We start from the raw sequence: 16073 nt of genomic DNA on the forward strand, positions 1-16073 counted from the left end.
CGTTCGACCAACGCAAGGACGCCCAAACCGAAAGCCCGCAGAGGCCGGCAGGGCGGCGGGGTCTCGGGGCGAGGCGGGACCGGCGGCGGCGCACTGCAAAGCCGCGCCGGCCCCTGATTGCGGCAGCAAGTCTTTCCCCAAAGAACTGCGCAATAACGGGCTGGCGACACGGGGACCGGCCGCTGCACCGTCACATCCCAAGACGTTCGGGATCGCGATTTCCGCACCCGCGGCGCTACGAGCCCGCACCGAGCCCTGCCGATCCGGCGCCCCATATCGCGCTTCACCGATACCCGGTGCGCAGAAGACCCCGCGCGCACGCGACACCGTCCGGACAGCCCTGTCCGGACAGCCGCGCGCCGAGCGCTATTTCTTTTTCGTCACGACGAAGTCGACGGGGACGATCAGCGTCACGGTCGGCCCAACGACCGATGCCGGCGGGCGCGGATAGGGCGCCGCGCGGCGGGCGAGCGCGAGCACCTCGGCATCGAGCAATTTATGCCCGGCGCTGCGCGCGATCTCGGCGTGAACGAATTTGCCCGCGCGGTCGATGACGAGCCGGAGCAGGACCTTGTCCTCGACCCCGGCCTCGAGCGCGCGCGCGGGATAGCGCTTGCGGCCGCCGATGCGCGCGAGGATGTCGCCCTCCCAGCGCGCCTCGTCGGGGGACATGGTTCCGGGGCCCGCCGCGACGCTCCCGATCGCGGCGGGCGCCTCGCGCGGCACCGGCGCGCGCGGGGCGTCGAGCGCCGTCGTAGCGGCCTCGGCCGCCAACGGCGTATCGCCGACGGCAACGCCATGGTCGCTCGGGGCGACCGGTGAGGCGAGCACCGGCAACCCTGCCGCCCGCCCTTCCTGGGCCTCGACCGCGCTGGCGGCGCTCAGCGGTGCCACCTCATGCCGTCCGGTCCCGCCTTCGCGGTCGGGCTCGGAGATGAGGTCGACCATCATGCCTTTTTCGGGAGCGGTATCGGCCTCGGGCGGCGGCAGCAGCGCGACCACCGGGAGGAGGATGAGCAGCAGATGCACGCCGATGATGACCAACCAGATGCGAAGCGGCTGACCGTTCGCCTCGGCGCGGTCGATATCGTCGAAGGAGAGCCGCTGTGCCGCCGGACGCTCGCGCGAACCGAAAAACACCCGGTAGAGCAAGGCGCCGCCCGGCATACGCTCGACCGAGCGCAGCCCCCGCGCCCAGCGCGAGCCCATGGGGCCGATATCCTGTCCACCCGCCATGCTGTCCTCATGCCACGCCCGCGCGCGCAAGTCATTCGGCCTGTGCGGCGGTTCTGTCCCCTGCCCCTGCCCCTGCCCTTCCCGCTGCACCGCGCGCAGCCTTCCTGCCGGACGATGCGGGTCTTGCCGTCTCGCACGTCTAATCGGAACAGGCACCGATAATTGTCCGGGCGGCCGACCCAGCCAGCGGCCACACCCGCATCCTATCGTCAGGAGATAGCATGATTCCTCCCTTCCGCATGGCGCTTGGCGCGCTGCTTGCCGTCCTGCTTGGCGCCGCGATCCCGGTCTCCGCCTTGGCGCAGGACGATGGCGGTGCGCCGCCAGCGATCGGCCCCGAGGGCGATGGGCCCTATGTGGCCCCGGGAAAAGGAGGCTGGACCGCCCGAAGCATCACGGCCGACCGCACCGCCGCCAGCCGCGCGATCGGCAAGCATGGCAAGGTCGAGATCGCGGCGGTGGGCAAGGTTCCCGCCTTTCGCGTCGGGCTCCGCGCGCCGTCGGGCGCGCCGGCCCCCGACAGGATTTCCCTCGCGCCCGATGCCAAGCTCCTCGTCCTTGCCGACACGCACGGCGAATATGAGATCCTCGTCGAATTCCTCCAGGCGCAGGGGGTGATCGGCAAAAAGCTCGAATGGCGCTTCGGCAAGGGACAGATGGTCGTCACCGGCGACATGTTCGACCGCGGCGCGCATCAGCTCGAAATCCTCTGGCTCTTCTACAAGCTCGAGGGCGAGGCGCGCAAAGCGGGCGGCGCGCTGCATGTCCTGCTCGGCAATCATGAAGCGATGGTGCTGCGCGGTGATCTTCGCTATCTCCATCCGCGCTACGGCGAAGTCGCGCGCATTCTCGGCGCGCGCGATTATGCCGCGCTCTTCACCCCCGAGACCTTGCTCGGCAACTGGCTGCGCAGCCGTCCCGCCGTTCTGAAGCTTGGCGACCTCCTGTTTTTGCATGGCGGGATATCCCCCGCGATCCTCGACGCGAAGCTCGACGTCCCCGCGCTCAACGCCGGCATCCGCGGTCCGCTCGCGGTCCCGGCGAGCGAGACCAAGGCGATGGAGCCAGGTCTCCAGCTGATCGCCGGCAGCCTCGGCCCCCAATGGTATCGCGGCTATTTTGCGAAAGGCGAGAGCCGCACGAGCGACGCCGATGTCGAGCGCACGCTCGCTGCCTTCGGCGTCGCCAAGATCCTCGTCGGCCACACGGTCGTCGAGAAGGTCACCCCGCTCTACGGCGGCAAGGTCATCGCGGTGCAGGTCTATCCGGCGCGCGACAAGGCGAGCGGCGCCCCGATCCTCGAAGGTGCGCTCCGCGAGAAAGGACGCTGGTTCCGGCTGACCGCCGACGGCGCGCGCGCACCTCTGTCATGACCGCGCGCTGGACACGAAGCCTGAGCCCGCTTGCGGCGGCTGACCGGCTCGGCCTCTCGCGCGCCGACCTCGTCGCCCTGCTCGACGACGGCACGCTCGCGAGCCATTTCGAGGGCTGGCATCGCCGCATTGCCCGCAGCGATGTCGAGGCTCTGGCGGCGACACGCGAGGAAGTCGGGCCTGGCGCGCCGGAGCGGCGCAAGCCTTTTGCCGATTGCGCCTGAACCCGCCGGTCGGAGCCGGCGGCATCCCCCGTCCCGCCCTCTCATTTTTTACCGCGAGGGTGCGGATTATCCCGCGCCGGGCGTCTTGATAGCGAAAGGGGCGGACGTTGCAGTTCGGCGCCCCTTGGGTTCGTGGGGGCAGCGTGGGTCGAGACCCGTCGCCATTTGACCGGTTTCGCGGCGTCACAGGCTCCTTGCATGGCCTCTGGCGGATGCGGCTTCGAACCATCTCCTCGCCGCGGGCGCTGGCCGCCCGCGGCTTTTTTCCGCCTCTCGCACCGCCGCTCCCGAGGCCGGCGCCCGGAGAGGCCGTCGCGGTGACCTCATGGATCGGAGTAAGTGATGCCTAATGACCGGTTCCGCACCCCGCCGGGCGCCGACATGCCCGCGGCAGCCCGGCGCGCGCGCGCGGCCACAACCTCTCATCTTCGCCTTGTCAGCGACCGCGACGACGCGGGCCGGGGCCTTTCCGATCCCGACCGGGTCATCGATCTGCGCCACTGGAGCCGGCAAGCAATGGCCTATCTTCACGCCGAGCGCGCCCAGGCGCCCGAGACGCCGCTTCTCCCGGTCCCACTGCCCGAGTTCCCCGGTGTCCAGCTTCTGATCAAGGACGAGAGCGTCCACCCGAGCGGCAGCCTCAAGCATCGCCTCGCGCACGCGCTGTTCGTTCAGGGCATTGCGAGCGGCGCGATCGGCCCCGACACGCTGATCGTCGAAGCGTCGTCTGGCTCGACCGCGATCGCCGAAGCCTGGTATGCGAAGAAGCTGGGGCTGCGCGCTCTCGCGGTCGTCTCCGAAACGATCGCGCCCGCCAAGCGCCGCGCGATCGTCGAGGCCGGCGGCGACGTCATGGACGCGAGGCCCGGCACCGACCTTGCCGCGACCGCCGCGGAGGTCGCCGTTCATATGGGCGGCTATCATATGGACCAGTTCGCGCGTGCGGCCGATGCGCCCGACTGGCGCGGACCGCATAATATCGCGGCGCGGCTCGCGCTCCAGCTCGACGCGCTCGGGTTCGACGCGCCCGCCTGGATCGTAGCGGGCGCGGGCACAGGCGGCACCGCGGCGACCATCGGGCGCTATCTTCGCCATGCGGGCGCGCTCGGCACGACGCGGCTCTGCGTCGTCGATCCCGAGGGGTCGGCCTATTTCAAGGCCTTCGCGAGCGGGGACATGGGCGCGACGGGCACGTCCACGCCGCATATCGAAGGCATCGGCCGCGCGCGCGTCGGCCCGGCGTTTCTCCCGGGGGTGATCGATCATATGATTGCGGTCTCGGACGAGGGGTCGGTCGCGGGGACGCGCTGGCTCGGCGAGCGCATTGACCGCCGCTTCGGGCCGTCGACGGGGACCAATGTCATCGGCGCGCTGATCCTCGCGCAGGCGATGGCACGGCGGGGCAAACGCGGCCATATCGTGATGCTCGGCTGCGACGGCGGCGATCGCTATGCCGAGACGATCTGGGACAGGAACTGGTGCAAGGCCGCCGGCCTCGATTGCGGCGGCTGGCACGCGCTGCTCGGCAAGCTTGGCGCCGCCGATTTTCCGGCCGCCTATTAAGCGACCATATTGCATATTGGCTGTTCCCGGCCCGCCGGGCGGGCCGAGCGCGCAAAAAATTCGGTCCCATGTTGCGGATTACGGCCTGTCGCGCGTCTTGTTAGCGGGGGGTAGAGATATGCAGTCCCTTGCTATCAATTTCCCTGTTTGACGGCATTTGTGCATCTCCCCGGTGTGCGCATGCCGGGTTGCGGCGCGGGGTTCCTTGAGAAGCGTCCCGCGCCGCAACCACTCTGCCTTCGACAATGTTGACCCGATATGGTGCGGTTTTGAACGCGCCGCGCGTCTTGCTTTTGTGGGGGAGTGGGAAGGCAGGCAGCGCATGCCGTCCCATGGCCCGCCAGCGGCGCTCGACCATGCACCGCTGACGCCGGCTGGAGGTCACGGGGGGTGACCGCGGTCAGCCGGAGGGGCCGCTTCCCGGCCGCGGGGGTATTTCCACTGGCTCCCGCGGCCGAAGCGGCCGCCAAAGCCCTATTCCCCCATCCTCAGGCCGGAACCCGCTAGATCTCAGGCGGCGATGCGCCGTGCGCTGCTGAACAAGGCACCGGCCGCGCGGCATATCGCGTCGGCATCCAGGCCATATTCGGCATAGAGGTCTGGAAGATCGCCGGTCTGCCCGAAGCGATCGAGACCGAGCGGCAAGACGCGCTGTCCGCGCACCGCGCCCATCCACGACAGCGCCGATGGCGAGCCGTCGACCAGCGTCACAATGCGTCCACCCGCACCGAGCGGCGCCAGCAGCGTCTCGACATGCGAGCTTGCGCCCGCCTCGCCCGCCATACGTCGCTGCGTGGCTGCGCTCCAGCCGCGGTGCAGCAGATCGGGCGAGGTGACGGCAAGCAAGCCCAGCCCCGGCCGCTCGGCCGACAGCCGAACCCAGGCTTCGATCGCTTCGGGTGCCATTGCGCCAATATAGGCGATCGCCTCGGTGCCCGCCGGCTCGTGGAGCCAGTATCCGCCGGCGAGCGCGCCGGTGCGCCAACGCTCGTCGCTTCGCCCTGCCTGCGCGATGCTCCGGGTCGAGAGGCGGAGATAGACCGAGCCGCCGTCCTTCGCCTGCATATGGCCGAACGCCCATTCCATGCACGCGGCGAGCTCGTCGGCAAAGGCGGGCTCATAATAGGTCAGTCCCGGCTGTCCCATGCCGATGAGCGGGGTGTTGATCGACTGGTGCGCACCGCCCTCCGGCCCCAGCGTCAGCCCCGAAGGCGTCGCGACGAGCAGGAAGCGCGCATCCATGTAGCAGCCATAGTTGAGCGCATCGAGACCGCGCGCGATGAAGGGATCATAGACTGTGCCCACGGGTAGCAGCCGGGTGCCGAACAGCGGCGCGGAGAGACCCAGTGCGGCGAGCGCGAGAAACAGATTGGTCTCGGCGATACCGAGCTCGAGATGCTGGCCAGCATCATGCCCCGACCATTTCTGGGCGGAGGGTATTTTGGCGGCGCGAAACACGTCGGCAAGCTCGCCGCGGCGAAAGAGGCCGCGCTGATTGACCCAAGGCCCGAGATTGGTGGACACGGTGACGTCGGGCGAGGTGGTGACGATCCGGTCGGCGAGCGGCGCGCCGGACTTCGCAAGCTCGAACAGGATCTTGCCGAAAGCGACCTGCGTCGACTGCTCGCGCCCCGCGGGTGCCGCAAGCGCAGGTACGGTGACCGGCGGCGCGAGCGGCTCCGGCGCCTTCGCAGCGAACGGCGCCGCTTCGGCGAACCGCTTGAGTGCAGCTGCGCGATTGTCGCCGAGTCCTGCCCACGGCTCCCATTCCTCGCCCGCGCCGATCCCGAGGCTGTCCCGGAGCGTTCCGATTTGCGCCTCGGTCATCAGCCCCGAGTGATTGTCCTTGTGGCCGGCAAAGGGCAGTCCATAGCCCTTCACCGTATAGGCGATGAACAGGGTCGGCTGCTCGCCCTGGGCCCCCTCGAAGGCTTCGACGAGCGTCTCGGCGCAGTGTCCGCCGAGATTGGTCATCAGCCGCGCCAGAGCGGCATCGTCGAAGCTTTCGATCAGCCCGATCGCATCGGCATCGCCGGCGAGGTCGGCGCGCAGACGCGCGCGCCAGGCTTCGCCGCCCTGATAGGTCAGCGCTGCGAATTCGGCATTCGGACAATTGTCGATCCACGCGCGCAGCGCTTCGCCGCCCGGCTCGCGGAAGGCCGCAAGCTGGCGCTTGCCATATTTGAGCGTGACGACGCGCCAGCCGCAGGTCTCGAATATGTCATCGAAGCGGCGGAACATCCGGTCCGCCGTCGTCGCGTCGAGCGACTGGCGATTATAGTCGATGATCCACCAGCAGTTGCGCACGTCATGCTTGTAGCCCTCGATGAGGCATTCGTAGATATTGCCCTCGTCAAGCTCGGCGTCACCCATCAGCGCGATCATGCGGCCCGCATCGCTCTCGGGCATCGCACCGTGCGCGATCAGATAATCCTGGACGAGCGAAGCGAAGGCGGTGACCGCGACGCCCAGCCCCACCGATCCCGTCGAGAAATCGACGGGGATCTGGTCCTTGGTCCGCGAAGGATAGCTTTGCATGCCGCCGAAGCCGCGGAAGCGCTGCAACTGATCGAGCGACTGGCGCCCTAGCAGATAATGGATCGCGTGGAGCAGCGGCCCCGCGTGCGGTTTCACTGCCACCTTGTCGTTGGGGCGCAGGGCATGAAAATAGAGCGCCGCCATGATCGTCGACATCGACGCACAGCTCGCCTGGTGCCCGCCGACCTTTAACCCGTCGCGGCTCTCGCGCAGATGATTGGCGTTGTGGACCGTCCAGGCCGACAGCCAGCGCAGTCGCTCGTCGAGCGCCTCGAGGTTGCGTATCAATTCTTCCCGATCGCTCATCAAACCCACTACCTAGTATCACTTGAAACCAATTCTGCTCTACCCGACGCGGGTCCATCTTCCAAGACGGTCGAGCTCCGGGATTCCGCACGCATGATGCGGAAGACGGATCGCCACAAAGAGGTCGACGGAGAGCTGGTGGGGGCCGGCAAGTTGCCTGAGGCCGGAAATGGCTGGATTCATCTCCGGCGCGAGTTCGGCACCGACGCGCCGGAAAAGCGCTCCCAGTCTGCCTCGACCCGCGCGCGCTCGGCGGCCAGCGCATCGCGGCGCGCGGCCAGGGCGCTCGCACCCCGCGACTGCTCGATCGAAATCTTGTGCGTCAGCTCGGCGATGATCGGATCGACGCAGGCGAAATAGGCGTCGACCTGCCTGCGCCCTTGACGAAGCATCGCTGGCGACGCCGTATCGGCAAGCGCAAAGGACGGGATGAGGCATTCCCGATCTTTGTCCACCGGCGCCGCCTCGCTCGCTGCCGGCATCATCGCTGCAGCAAAAAGCACCGCGCGCCCGATCGCGATAACCAGCCTGTTCATACCGCCCCTCCATTGCATCCCAGAAGAAAGACGTCCGCCGACGCAGTTTCAGCACCCGCCATCGCCGTTTTCGGCGGATGCTCGGGCGCGGACGCCGAGCAAGCGCCGGCGTCGCAGTTCAAATATCTTCCTCCTGCTCCGCACGCAGCGCGGCCATCGCGCGATTGAGGTGCTTGCGCGCTGCGGTTTCGCTGATCCCCACGTCCTTGGCGGCGGATACGAGCGAACCTTCCTCGATACGGCGCAACTCGACGATGCGCCGCGTGCGTTCGGGGAGCGCCGCAAGCGTGTGAACGACCCGCGCGAGTTGCTGGCGCGCCGACACGATCTCGTCAGGCAGCGGATGTGGGCAGACGAAGCCGAGGGGTTCGAGACTGCCCTGATAGTCGATCGTCGCGATCGCCGCGCGGCGTTTGCGATCGAATATGATGAGCTGCGCGGTCCGCGCGAGATAGGCGCGCGCGCTGCGGACCACCGAGGGATCGGTACGCCCGAGCACGCGGGTGAAGCTTTCCTGGACCACGTCGTCGAGGTCGGGTTCGTTCGGGAAACGCCGCGCCAGCCAGAGGCGAAGCCAGTGGCAATGCGGCACGAAATCGCTCGCAAGCCAAGTCGCGCGGGCATCCAGCCGGCCCGCGGCTGTCGCTGCGCAATGCGCCGCCGGCTCGCTTCCCGGTAGCTCTTCCGATCCCGCCGGATCCGGTCCCCCGCTCAGCATAATCCCTCCCTCGATCGTCGCACGGCCCTGTCCGGGGCTCGCCGCGTCCGCATCGGCGCATTGGTTCGGGCAGGCCGATTGCCCGGCTGCCGTGCCCGGCCGCGGATTAGCGGGACGAGCCTTCCCCAAGGCTCGACACCCTCGCGGCATGTGCACGGATGGAGGCGCCTCCGCCGCGAAGGCGCGCCCCTCTCCTCCTAAGCCCGGGTCGCTTGCCCGCTGCGCGCGGGCGCAGCGGGCAAGGCAAGGAGGAGAATTTTCGTCAGAAGCGGACGCCCAGACCGACGAGGATCTGGTGGCGGTCGATGTTGGCACCGACGCTCGTGCCGTCATATTCGACATTGCCGTAGTTCGAGTAGCGATACTCGAGGCGGCCATAGCCGCCGGTGCCGAACAGGCCGAGCTTCTGCTCGAGGCCCGCACCGACGCGGTAGCCGTCGCCCTTCGGGCGCGCCTTCTCGACCGTGGTGCCATCGTCGTAGCGCACGTCGATCGCCGCGTTGGTGTAGCCGGCCTTCGCATAGAGAAGCGTGCGCGGCGAGACGGCGAAGCCGAGACGGCCGCCGATATAGATGTCGCGGCCCGCGCCGATGCGCAGTTCGTCGCCTGCGACGAAAGCATCGCTGTAGACTTCGCGAACGGTGCTGTCGTTGATCTCGGCTTCGATGCCGATCACGCCCTGTCCGACAGCGACGTCGTAACCTGCGGCGACGCCATAGACGAGACCCTCGTCGCCTTCGACGATGTCATAGCCGGTGAGGAGTTCGACGCGGCCACCGGCAAAGCCGGTATCCTGCGCGAGTGCGGGAGAGGAAAGCGACGCCACTGCGAGGGCGGCAGCCGAAACGATCTTTTTCATTATGGTCTCCATTGATGTGCAAGATGCTTGCAATCTGAAGACGCTCAGGCGGCGACGCTCCGCACCGCCTTTGACATATTATTATATATTTGTGACATATTGTTGCTTTGATGCAACACTCCCGCGATGCAGGGGAGAAACCGAGGGGGCGAAGCTGCCGGGTCGCAGTGACAGCTTCGCCCTCTTGTCGGCAGACCACCCTTGAGAGGGAGAGTGGGATGATCGGACGCCTCGGCGGAATGACAAGCCATTGGTTGTGGTTCCGATAGCAAGACGCGCGGCACGGTAATTTCCGCACTCGCCGACGAAATAAAATTATCATACGCAGCCGGCCGCCACCCGTGGCGCCAGGCCGGGGCGGCGCTGCCACCAACAAGCGCCGACCGCATGACGTTATTTTCCGTCGCCATGTTGCGCTTTCGCTCTCCTCATACGTCTTATTCGGAGAAGGGAGAGCGGCGATGCTTTCGATCTTTGTCCTCGCGGCCGCTGTGCCGGCAACAAGCGCTGACCTGCCGCCCGAGACGCGATCGCTCATCTGCGCCGCCGCATCCGAAGGCGACCTTTTGCTGGCGCGGAGCGTCGCCGCCCTCGCATCGAAACGCAGACCCGAGCTGAGCGCTTCAGCCGCGGCCCTCGTCGAGGCAATCGACAAGACCGGACAGTGTCCGCCCGAGACGGCAGCCCCGGCCGTGCCAACAGCGCCGCCTGCGGCAGACCTCAAGGGCAACCTCGAGTTCGGCCTCGGACAGACAAGCGGCCCCACCGATGCGGCCAATGCCAACATCGCGGCATCGATCGAAAGCACTGACGGACGCTGGACGCAAAAGCTGCGCGCCACCCTCGACTATCAGGACGTCGAAGGTATTGCCGCGTCCGAGCGCTATACGGCCGCATGGGATGCCAAACGGCGCCTGTCGAAAACAGCCTTCCTGACCGCGCTCGCCACCTTCGAGAGCGACCGCTTCGCGGGAATCCGCAGCCGCACGATGCAGAGCTTCGGCTTCGGCGGCAAATTCCCGCTCGCCGATAAACTGAGCCTCGACCTCTCGGGCGGCCCTTCCTGGCGTCAAGTGGACTGGTTCGGCGAGAGGCCTCGCGAGACCCAGTTTGGCGCGCGCGGTTTGGCAGCCTTTGACTGGATCGTCGCGCCCGGGTTCAGCGTTGCGGCCTCGGGATCGGGCGTTTTCGAGGCGGCGAGCGGCACGATCGAGGGACAGGCGTCGATCACCGGCAAGCTCATCGGCCCGCTCGCAACGCGCCTCCAGTTTAGCGCGCGTCACGAAACCAAGCCTTATCCCGGTATAGAGCCGACGACGACGACGAGCCGCGCGAGCCTTGTCTACAGTTTTTAGAATCCGTGACGGAGTTCTGCCCTGCCTACACTCTATAATTGCCGCACGAGCCTGGGCGAAGTCGCAGAGCATTTCGGCTGCGAGCGCCCCCGGCCCACCGACTGGTCCCCCGAACTCTGGCCCGGCCGCACCGGTCTTGTCATTCGCAACGAGGATGGACAGCGGATCATCGAGACGATGACCTGGGGTCTGCCACCGCCACTCGGCAGCGACCCCGACCAAAAGCCCGTGACAAGCTATTGGCACCGCGTCCTCTGGAAGAAGGACAAGAACCTCCTTGGCCTGCCCCACCGCTGCCTGATCGTGATGGACGGCTTCGCCTTTCCGGATGGCCCCACGGGCGGCCGCACCCGGACCTGGTATGGGTTCGAAGACCGGCCGATCTTCGCGTGGGCGGGCGTCTGGGATCGCGTGGGACGCAGGACCGGCTATGCGGGGCTGCTTGCTTCGGCTTCAGAGCCCGTGTCGCCCGGCAACGTCATGCCGGCGATCGTCGAGCCCGACGAATATTCGGTCTGGCTGGATGAGGACCTCTCGGCGCATAATATCGCGCTGCGCAGCGCCCCGCGCGTCGACATGTACCGTGAGCAGACCGAACGCCCCTGGGGCGCCGATCGAACGCCGTGACGCGTCAGCGGCGCGCGAGATAGATCCGCTTCCAAAGTGCCCCGAAGGTCGCTTGGCCTGCGCGCGCGATCCGCCGCGTCACGCTATCGGGTCCGCGGACCGGTACCAGCATCTCGCCCATATTGTCGCTTGCGGTCAGGCAGCAGTCGCATAGCCGGATCGTGGGTACGCCGCGCGGCGTCACCACGGGTTCGATGACGCGGAAATCGCCGACAGGTGGTTCGCCGCAGATCGAGCAGACACGCGAGGATCGCTCGCACTGGATAGTGAAGCGAACGGCCTGCGCGAAGGCCGGCGCGGTCCTCAGGACCACCGCGAACCATTGGGCACCGTGCGGCTGAAGCTCCTGCATTCGTCGATCCTTTTCGTCTCTTGTCATAAGACGATCCGAAAAGCCCAGGCCGCACCCGTTCAAGAAGATTTAGTCGACCATGGCGGAATTAGGGGACGCTCTTGCTCCGCTTTCTACCTGTCCAGTTGAGACGAAAAGAGGCTTGGTTGGGGCAGCTCGTTGCATGGCGTCGAAGCCTCGCTGCCGACGCGATGGGGAGCAAACGCCTCCGACAATAGCGAGGCAAAAATCGACCCCAGAATCGCCCTTCGAGAGCGGTCATTTTTTATGCATTTTTTGGAGGTTTAATTCCGTTTTGGAACCCGTGGGGAAAAGTGGGGGGAAAATTTTTAAATATAACCTCTTATTTTTTCACTTTAATGCATAATATCAAATATTTAACCATTTTGGTTCGAATACTACCCGGGGAGCCATTCTTTTCCAGACGCACGAAAGCCTACGCCAAAGCACCCTAGCTTTGGACGGAATTCGCCAGCCTTCGCGCCCCTACTCCGGAGCGGCGATGAAAAGAGCCAAAAATCCTATCGCAGAGTAAAATACCGTAGATCGTCTCGACACTTCAACGGGAAAATCGCCTTCACGTAGGCTGGCGCAGAAATGAAAGCCACAGTGTGTCCTGACGCACTTGTGGGTTCAGCAGCGTAGTCCCGCCCCCCCTCATACGCTGACGTAACCTTGCGAACCAGCAAGCCCGGCGAGCGACCATCTGCTTCTGGCCGAGAGAGGACCGTCTGCTTCGAGAAGCCATGTTGTAGAAAGCTGCCGTTTGCACAAATGTGGGCCGATCAAGCTAGGGAGACCGGGCTTAACTTATGTAGTTCCAAGATTTCCGTTTTATCCATGTCATGAAACTTGCGCGCACAACCTGCGTTGGCTTGGCAACGAAACAGCCAAGGAACTGCCCGGATGACGAAGAAGCCGCAGCCCTCGCCCGCAACTGACAACGGCCTCGACAACCATCAGCCGGGAAGCGGCCAGACGCCGATCAAATCGGACAAGGGAAATGCCGGCGAGACCCATCAGCATGTCGCAGGCGATGACGAACGGAGCGGCCGCGCGCGTCTTACCGACAATTTCGGGCACCGGATCGCCGACAACCAGAACAGCCTCAAGGCAGGTGAGCGAGGTCCGACCCTGCTCGAGGATTTCGTCCTCCGCGAGAAGATTTTCCACTTCGACCATGAGCGCATTCCCGAGCGGATCGTGCATGCGCGCGGCTCGGGCGCGCACGGCGTCTTCGAATGTACGCGCGCGATCCCCGAACTCACCAAGGCCGACATCTTCCAGGAGGAGGGCAAGACTTGTCCGGTGTTCGTGCGCTTCTCGACCGTGGCGGGCGGCGCGGGATCGGTCGACACGCCACGCGACGTTCGCGGCTTCGCGGTCAAGCTCTACACCGAGGCGGGTAACTGGGACCTCGTCGGAAACAACATCCCGGTCTTCTTCATCCAGGACGCGATGAAATTCCCCGACCTCGTCCATAGCGTCAAGATGGAAGCCGACCGCGGCTATCCGCAGGCGGCAAGCGCGCACGACACTTTCTGGGATTTCATCGGCCTGATGCCCGAGAGCTTCCACATGATCATGTGGGCCATGTCCGACAGGACGATCCCGCGCAGCTTCCGCACCATTGAAGGTTTCGGCGTCCACACCTTCCGCTTCATCAACGCGAAGGGCAGATCGAAGTTCGTCAAGTTCCACTGGAAACCGGTGCTCGGTCTCCAGTCGACGGTTTGGGACGAGGCGGTCAAGATCGCGGGCGCTGACCCCGATTATCAACGCCGCGACCTGTTCGAGGCGATCGATGCCGGCGACTTTCCGCAATGGGATCTCGGGGTCCAGGTCTTCGACGAGGCGTTCGCCGAAAAGCAGCCCTATGATGTGCTCGATGCGACCAAGCTCATCCCCGAGGAGGATGTGCCGGTCGAGATCGTCGGGCGGATGACGCTCAACCGCAACCCCGACAATTTCTTCGCGGAGACCGAGCAGGTGGCCTTCCTGCCCTCGAACATCATTCTGGGCATCGACTTCAGCAACGACCCGCTGCTGCAGGGCCGGCTCTTCTCCTATCTCGACACCCAGAAGTCGCGGCTTGGGACGACCAATTTCCACCAGATCCCGATCAACGCGCCTAAATGCCCGTTCCACAATTTCCAGCGCGACGGAATGATGCAAACGCTCGTGCCAAAGGGCCGCGCCAACTACGAGCCGAACAGCCTCGCCGAGGCCGGCGAGGACGCAGGCCCCCGCGCATGCCCCGACACCGGCTTCACCAGCTTCTCGGCCAACGACGAGCGCAACGATGGCGGGCAGAAGCTCCGCATCCGCGCCGATCTCTTCGCCGATCACTTCAGCCAGGCGCGGCTGTTCTTCCGCTCGCAGACCGAGAATGAGAAGGCGCATATCGCCTCGGCGCTCGTGTTCGAGCTTTCCAAGGTGGCGCTCGATCATGTCCGCGCGCGCGTGGTCGGCCAGCTCCGCAATATCGACGAGGATCTTGCGAAACGCGTCGCCAATGGTCTCGCCATCGACCTGCCCGCGAAGATCAAGCCCGCGAAAGCGCCGGTCGACATGGCGCCGTCCGATGCGCTCTCGATCCAGAAGGACGCCCGTCCCGACATCAAGGGCCGCAAGGTCGCCATCCTCTTCGCCGAAGGATCCGACAAGGCCGCCATCGACAAGCTCAAGAAGCAGATCGAGCAGGCGGGCGGCAGCACCTTCCTCGTCGCGCCGAAGGTCGGTGGCATCCCCGTCTCGAACGGAACGCTGAAAGCCGATGGTCAGCTTGCCGGCTCGCCGTCGGTGCTGTTCGATGCGGTCGCCTCGGTGCTCACACCAGCCGCCGCCGGGAAACTGACCCGCGAAGGCGCCGCGGTGCAATGGTTCATGGACGCCTTCGGCCACTGCAAGACGATCGCGCATGACGAAGGGAGTCAGGCGCTGCTCGACAAGGCCGGGGTCGAACCCGACGACGGCGTCGTTGCCCTTGCCGACTTCATCACGATCGGCACCCAGCGCCACTGGGACCGCGAGCCCAAGGTTCGCGACCTCGCCTGATGGCCCGCTCTGGAACGCGCGGAAGGCCGTTTGTCCGGCAACATCAGGGTCCGGCGCGAGTTAAGGAAGTGACGATACAGGGAGATAATATGACGCGGTTTCTGCTGATTATGGCATCGGTCCTCACGATCGGGGCAGCCACCCTCTCGCTGCAATCTTTCGGCGCGCAAAGCGTGGAAGCCGCGTCGCCCCGCGGGCCCGTCAACGGGCTCCTCATTCTTCCCGACGGCTCAACCTTCGTTGCTGCCGAGGGCTCGCTGGCGCGTGAAATAGCCGAATGGCTGGCCTCGCGAGAGGGCACGGACGCCGTGTTTTCTTTCACTGCCTTTGTCGAGGATCAGCCAAAGCTTACCAGCATCGGCTTGGGGCAGGCGGCCGACGTCGCCACCATTCTCCGCGGTGCGCCCGCCGCTTCGATCGAAATCGCAGGCGACGAAGCGCAGGCGAAGGCCCTTGCGCATTTGCTCGATGATCGCGGCATCGCGGGCGACCGTATGAAGGTGGTTCCTGCCGCGGGGCTTGGCAGCGTGACGCTCAGAATCAGCCGCGGATCTACCGCGCCGCTGATCACCGCCAAGTCCTGACCGCTCCGTCCGGCGGCAGCGCTTCGAACCAATCGGCGTAAGTCCTACAAGCAGCGGAACCGCTGTTCGCTTGCCGAACTCTCTCTCTTGTGACGGAATAGCCTGCCAGACCTATCGCGCTGGCTAAAGCCCTAGCCGCTCCCAGAATTCGGAAGCATCGACGCGCCGCGAAGGCGCGGTGTCTTCTTCCGGAAGGTCATGCCTCCAGGACGAATGCGGGATGTGCGGAAAATCTCCGGACAGCTTCTCATCCCGCATCAATTCGTCCTGTTCCATGACAATCTCCTTCGCGCCGTTGAACGTCGGCATCGACCGCAAGTTCCTGAACGGATACAAAATTCCTGAGATCTATTGCCGACCGCCTCCCCCGCAGCGTCCACCGGGCCTGAACGACAAAGGGCGCCGAAACCGGCGCCCTTCACCCTGCCCTTTAGGGGAGGCAGACTTATTTCTTCTGCGTATCGCCTACGCCGGTTTCCGACGGAGCGATCTCGCCATTGTCGTCCATGGCATTGGCCTTTTCCTCGCCCTTCTCTTCAACGACGTCGGCCTTCTGCTCCATCGCTTCCTTCGCGGGCCCATCGGGCATGGCGTCGGCCTGGTCATCGATAGCGTCTGCCTGCGCTTCGGCCGCATCCTCGACCTTGTCGGCTTCCTTGCTCTGGCAAGCGCCAAGCGCGAGGGCCGACGTGGCTACGAGCGTTACAAATAGTTTTTTCATGCTGTCTCTCCCTGCTTCAACCAG

Annotated in this window: 15 protein-coding genes; 7 read left to right on the forward strand and 8 right to left on the reverse strand. The window is 65.7% G+C overall.

Annotation, left to right across the window (positions count from 1 at the left end):
- Positions 1-366: 366 nt before the first annotated feature.
- Positions 367-1209 carry an energy transducer TonB gene (locus tag BLW56_RS03130; RefSeq protein ID WP_143043353.1) on the reverse strand — a complete coding sequence of 281 codons (843 nt, stop codon included), beginning with the start codon at positions 1207-1209 and terminating at the stop codon, positions 367-369.
- Positions 1210-1457: 248 nt separating this feature from the next.
- Here BLW56_RS03130 and BLW56_RS03135 point away from each other — a divergent pair, with 248 nt between their 5' ends.
- From BLW56_RS03135 to BLW56_RS03145, 3 genes are all read left to right on the forward strand, one after another.
- The gene (locus tag BLW56_RS03135) at positions 1458-2609 is read left to right on the forward strand and encodes a metallophosphoesterase (protein ID WP_093509192.1); all 1152 of its coding nucleotides are present in this window, start codon (positions 1458-1460) and stop codon (positions 2607-2609) included.
- Entirely contained in the window at positions 2606-2833 is a 228-nt protein-coding gene (locus BLW56_RS03140; protein ID WP_093509193.1) for an excisionase family DNA-binding protein, read from the forward strand. The genes BLW56_RS03135 and BLW56_RS03140 overlap by 4 nt, the downstream gene beginning before the upstream one ends.
- 342 nt (positions 2834-3175) lie before the next feature.
- The gene (locus tag BLW56_RS03145) at positions 3176-4396 is read left to right on the forward strand and encodes a PLP-dependent cysteine synthase family protein (RefSeq protein ID WP_093509194.1); all 1221 of its coding nucleotides are present in this window, start codon (positions 3176-3178) and stop codon (positions 4394-4396) included.
- Between the two features lie 510 nt (positions 4397-4906).
- Here BLW56_RS03145 and BLW56_RS03150 read toward each other — a convergent pair.
- The 4 genes from BLW56_RS03150 to BLW56_RS03165 form a co-directional block, all read right to left on the reverse strand.
- Positions 4907-7240, reverse strand: coding sequence for a transketolase (locus BLW56_RS03150; RefSeq protein ID WP_093509195.1), 2334 nt, complete (start codon positions 7238-7240; stop codon positions 4907-4909).
- Between the two features lie 179 nt (positions 7241-7419).
- Positions 7420-7776 (reverse strand): hypothetical protein, encoded by a 357-nt coding sequence (locus BLW56_RS03155; protein ID WP_093509196.1) that lies wholly within the window; start codon positions 7774-7776, stop codon positions 7420-7422.
- Positions 7777-7894: 118 nt separating this feature from the next.
- The gene (locus tag BLW56_RS20520; protein ID WP_177175789.1) at positions 7895-8494 is read right to left on the reverse strand and encodes an RNA polymerase sigma factor; all 600 of its coding nucleotides are present in this window, start codon (positions 8492-8494) and stop codon (positions 7895-7897) included.
- Between the two features lie 262 nt (positions 8495-8756).
- Positions 8757-9353, reverse strand: coding sequence for an outer membrane protein (locus tag BLW56_RS03165; protein WP_093509198.1), 597 nt, complete (start codon positions 9351-9353; stop codon positions 8757-8759).
- A 461-nt stretch (positions 9354-9814) separates the two neighbouring features.
- Here BLW56_RS03165 and BLW56_RS03170 point away from each other — a divergent pair, with 461 nt between their 5' ends.
- Positions 9815-10708 (forward strand): DUF481 domain-containing protein, encoded by an 894-nt coding sequence (locus BLW56_RS03170; protein WP_093509199.1) that lies wholly within the window; start codon positions 9815-9817, stop codon positions 10706-10708.
- A 21-nt stretch (positions 10709-10729) separates the two neighbouring features.
- On the forward strand, positions 10730-11335 hold the full coding sequence (locus BLW56_RS03175; RefSeq protein ID WP_093509200.1) for an SOS response-associated peptidase family protein: 606 nt from the start codon (positions 10730-10732) through the stop codon (positions 11333-11335).
- 4 nt (positions 11336-11339) lie between these two features.
- On the opposite strand, the gene BLW56_RS03180 is transcribed toward BLW56_RS03175, so the two are convergent.
- The gene (locus tag BLW56_RS03180; protein ID WP_093509201.1) at positions 11340-11687 is read right to left on the reverse strand and encodes a hypothetical protein; all 348 of its coding nucleotides are present in this window, start codon (positions 11685-11687) and stop codon (positions 11340-11342) included.
- Between the two features lie 906 nt (positions 11688-12593).
- Here BLW56_RS03180 and BLW56_RS03185 point away from each other — a divergent pair.
- Together BLW56_RS03185 and BLW56_RS03190 are read left to right on the forward strand one after the other, a co-directional pair.
- A complete protein-coding gene (locus tag BLW56_RS03185) occupies positions 12594-14744 on the forward strand; it encodes a catalase (protein ID WP_093509202.1) in 2151 nt (716 codons plus the stop codon).
- Between the two features lie 89 nt (positions 14745-14833).
- Positions 14834-15328: a hypothetical protein gene (locus BLW56_RS03190; RefSeq protein WP_143043354.1), complete on the forward strand. Its 495-nt coding sequence runs from the start codon at positions 14834-14836 to the stop codon at positions 15326-15328.
- Positions 15329-15451: 123 nt separating this feature from the next.
- Here BLW56_RS03190 and BLW56_RS20525 read toward each other — a convergent pair whose 3' ends face one another.
- Together BLW56_RS20525 and BLW56_RS03200 are read right to left on the reverse strand one after the other, a co-directional pair.
- Positions 15452-15637, reverse strand: a complete 186-nt coding sequence (locus BLW56_RS20525) for a hypothetical protein (protein ID WP_093509204.1) — start codon at positions 15635-15637, stop codon at positions 15452-15454.
- Between the two features lie 136 nt (positions 15638-15773).
- The gene (locus BLW56_RS03200; protein ID WP_093509205.1) at positions 15774-16049 is read right to left on the reverse strand and encodes a hypothetical protein; all 276 of its coding nucleotides are present in this window, start codon (positions 16047-16049) and stop codon (positions 15774-15776) included.
- Between the last annotated feature and the right edge of the window lie 24 nt (positions 16050-16073).

It is taken from the genome of Sphingopyxis sp. YR583, from assembly GCF_900108295.1.
Classification (GTDB): Bacteria; Pseudomonadota; Alphaproteobacteria; order Sphingomonadales; family Sphingomonadaceae; genus Sphingopyxis.

Bases quoted from the DNA above. Each gene is read 5' to 3' on its own strand.
- BLW56_RS03165 (WP_093509198.1), bottom strand. From the start codon at position 9,353: ATGAAAAAGATCGTTTCGGCTGCCGCCCTCGCAGTGGCGTCGCTTTCC.
- BLW56_RS03155 (WP_093509196.1), bottom strand. From the start codon at position 7,776: ATGAACAGGCTGGTTATCGCGATCGGGCGCGCGGTGCTTTTTGCTGCA.
- BLW56_RS03185 (WP_093509202.1), top strand. From the start codon at position 12,594: ATGACGAAGAAGCCGCAGCCCTCGCCCGCAACTGACAACGGCCTCGAC.
- BLW56_RS03200 (WP_093509205.1), bottom strand. From the start codon at position 16,049: ATGAAAAAACTATTTGTAACGCTCGTAGCCACGTCGGCCCTCGCGCTT.
- BLW56_RS03140 (WP_093509193.1), top strand. From the start codon at position 2,606: ATGACCGCGCGCTGGACACGAAGCCTGAGCCCGCTTGCGGCGGCTGAC.
- BLW56_RS03170 (WP_093509199.1), top strand. From the start codon at position 9,815: ATGCTTTCGATCTTTGTCCTCGCGGCCGCTGTGCCGGCAACAAGCGCT.
- BLW56_RS03130 (WP_143043353.1), bottom strand. From the start codon at position 1,209: ATGGGCTCGCGCTGGGCGCGGGGGCTGCGCTCGGTCGAGCGTATGCCG.
- BLW56_RS03190 (WP_143043354.1), top strand. From the start codon at position 14,834: ATGACGCGGTTTCTGCTGATTATGGCATCGGTCCTCACGATCGGGGCA.
- BLW56_RS20525 (WP_093509204.1), bottom strand. From the start codon at position 15,637: ATGCCGACGTTCAACGGCGCGAAGGAGATTGTCATGGAACAGGACGAA.
- BLW56_RS03135 (WP_093509192.1), top strand. From the start codon at position 1,458: ATGATTCCTCCCTTCCGCATGGCGCTTGGCGCGCTGCTTGCCGTCCTG.
- BLW56_RS20520 (WP_177175789.1), bottom strand. From the start codon at position 8,494: ATGCTGAGCGGGGGACCGGATCCGGCGGGATCGGAAGAGCTACCGGGA.
- BLW56_RS03145 (WP_093509194.1), top strand. From the start codon at position 3,176: ATGCCTAATGACCGGTTCCGCACCCCGCCGGGCGCCGACATGCCCGCG.
- BLW56_RS03150 (WP_093509195.1), bottom strand. From the start codon at position 7,240: ATGAGCGATCGGGAAGAATTGATACGCAACCTCGAGGCGCTCGACGAG.
- BLW56_RS03180 (WP_093509201.1), bottom strand. From the start codon at position 11,687: ATGCAGGAGCTTCAGCCGCACGGTGCCCAATGGTTCGCGGTGGTCCTG.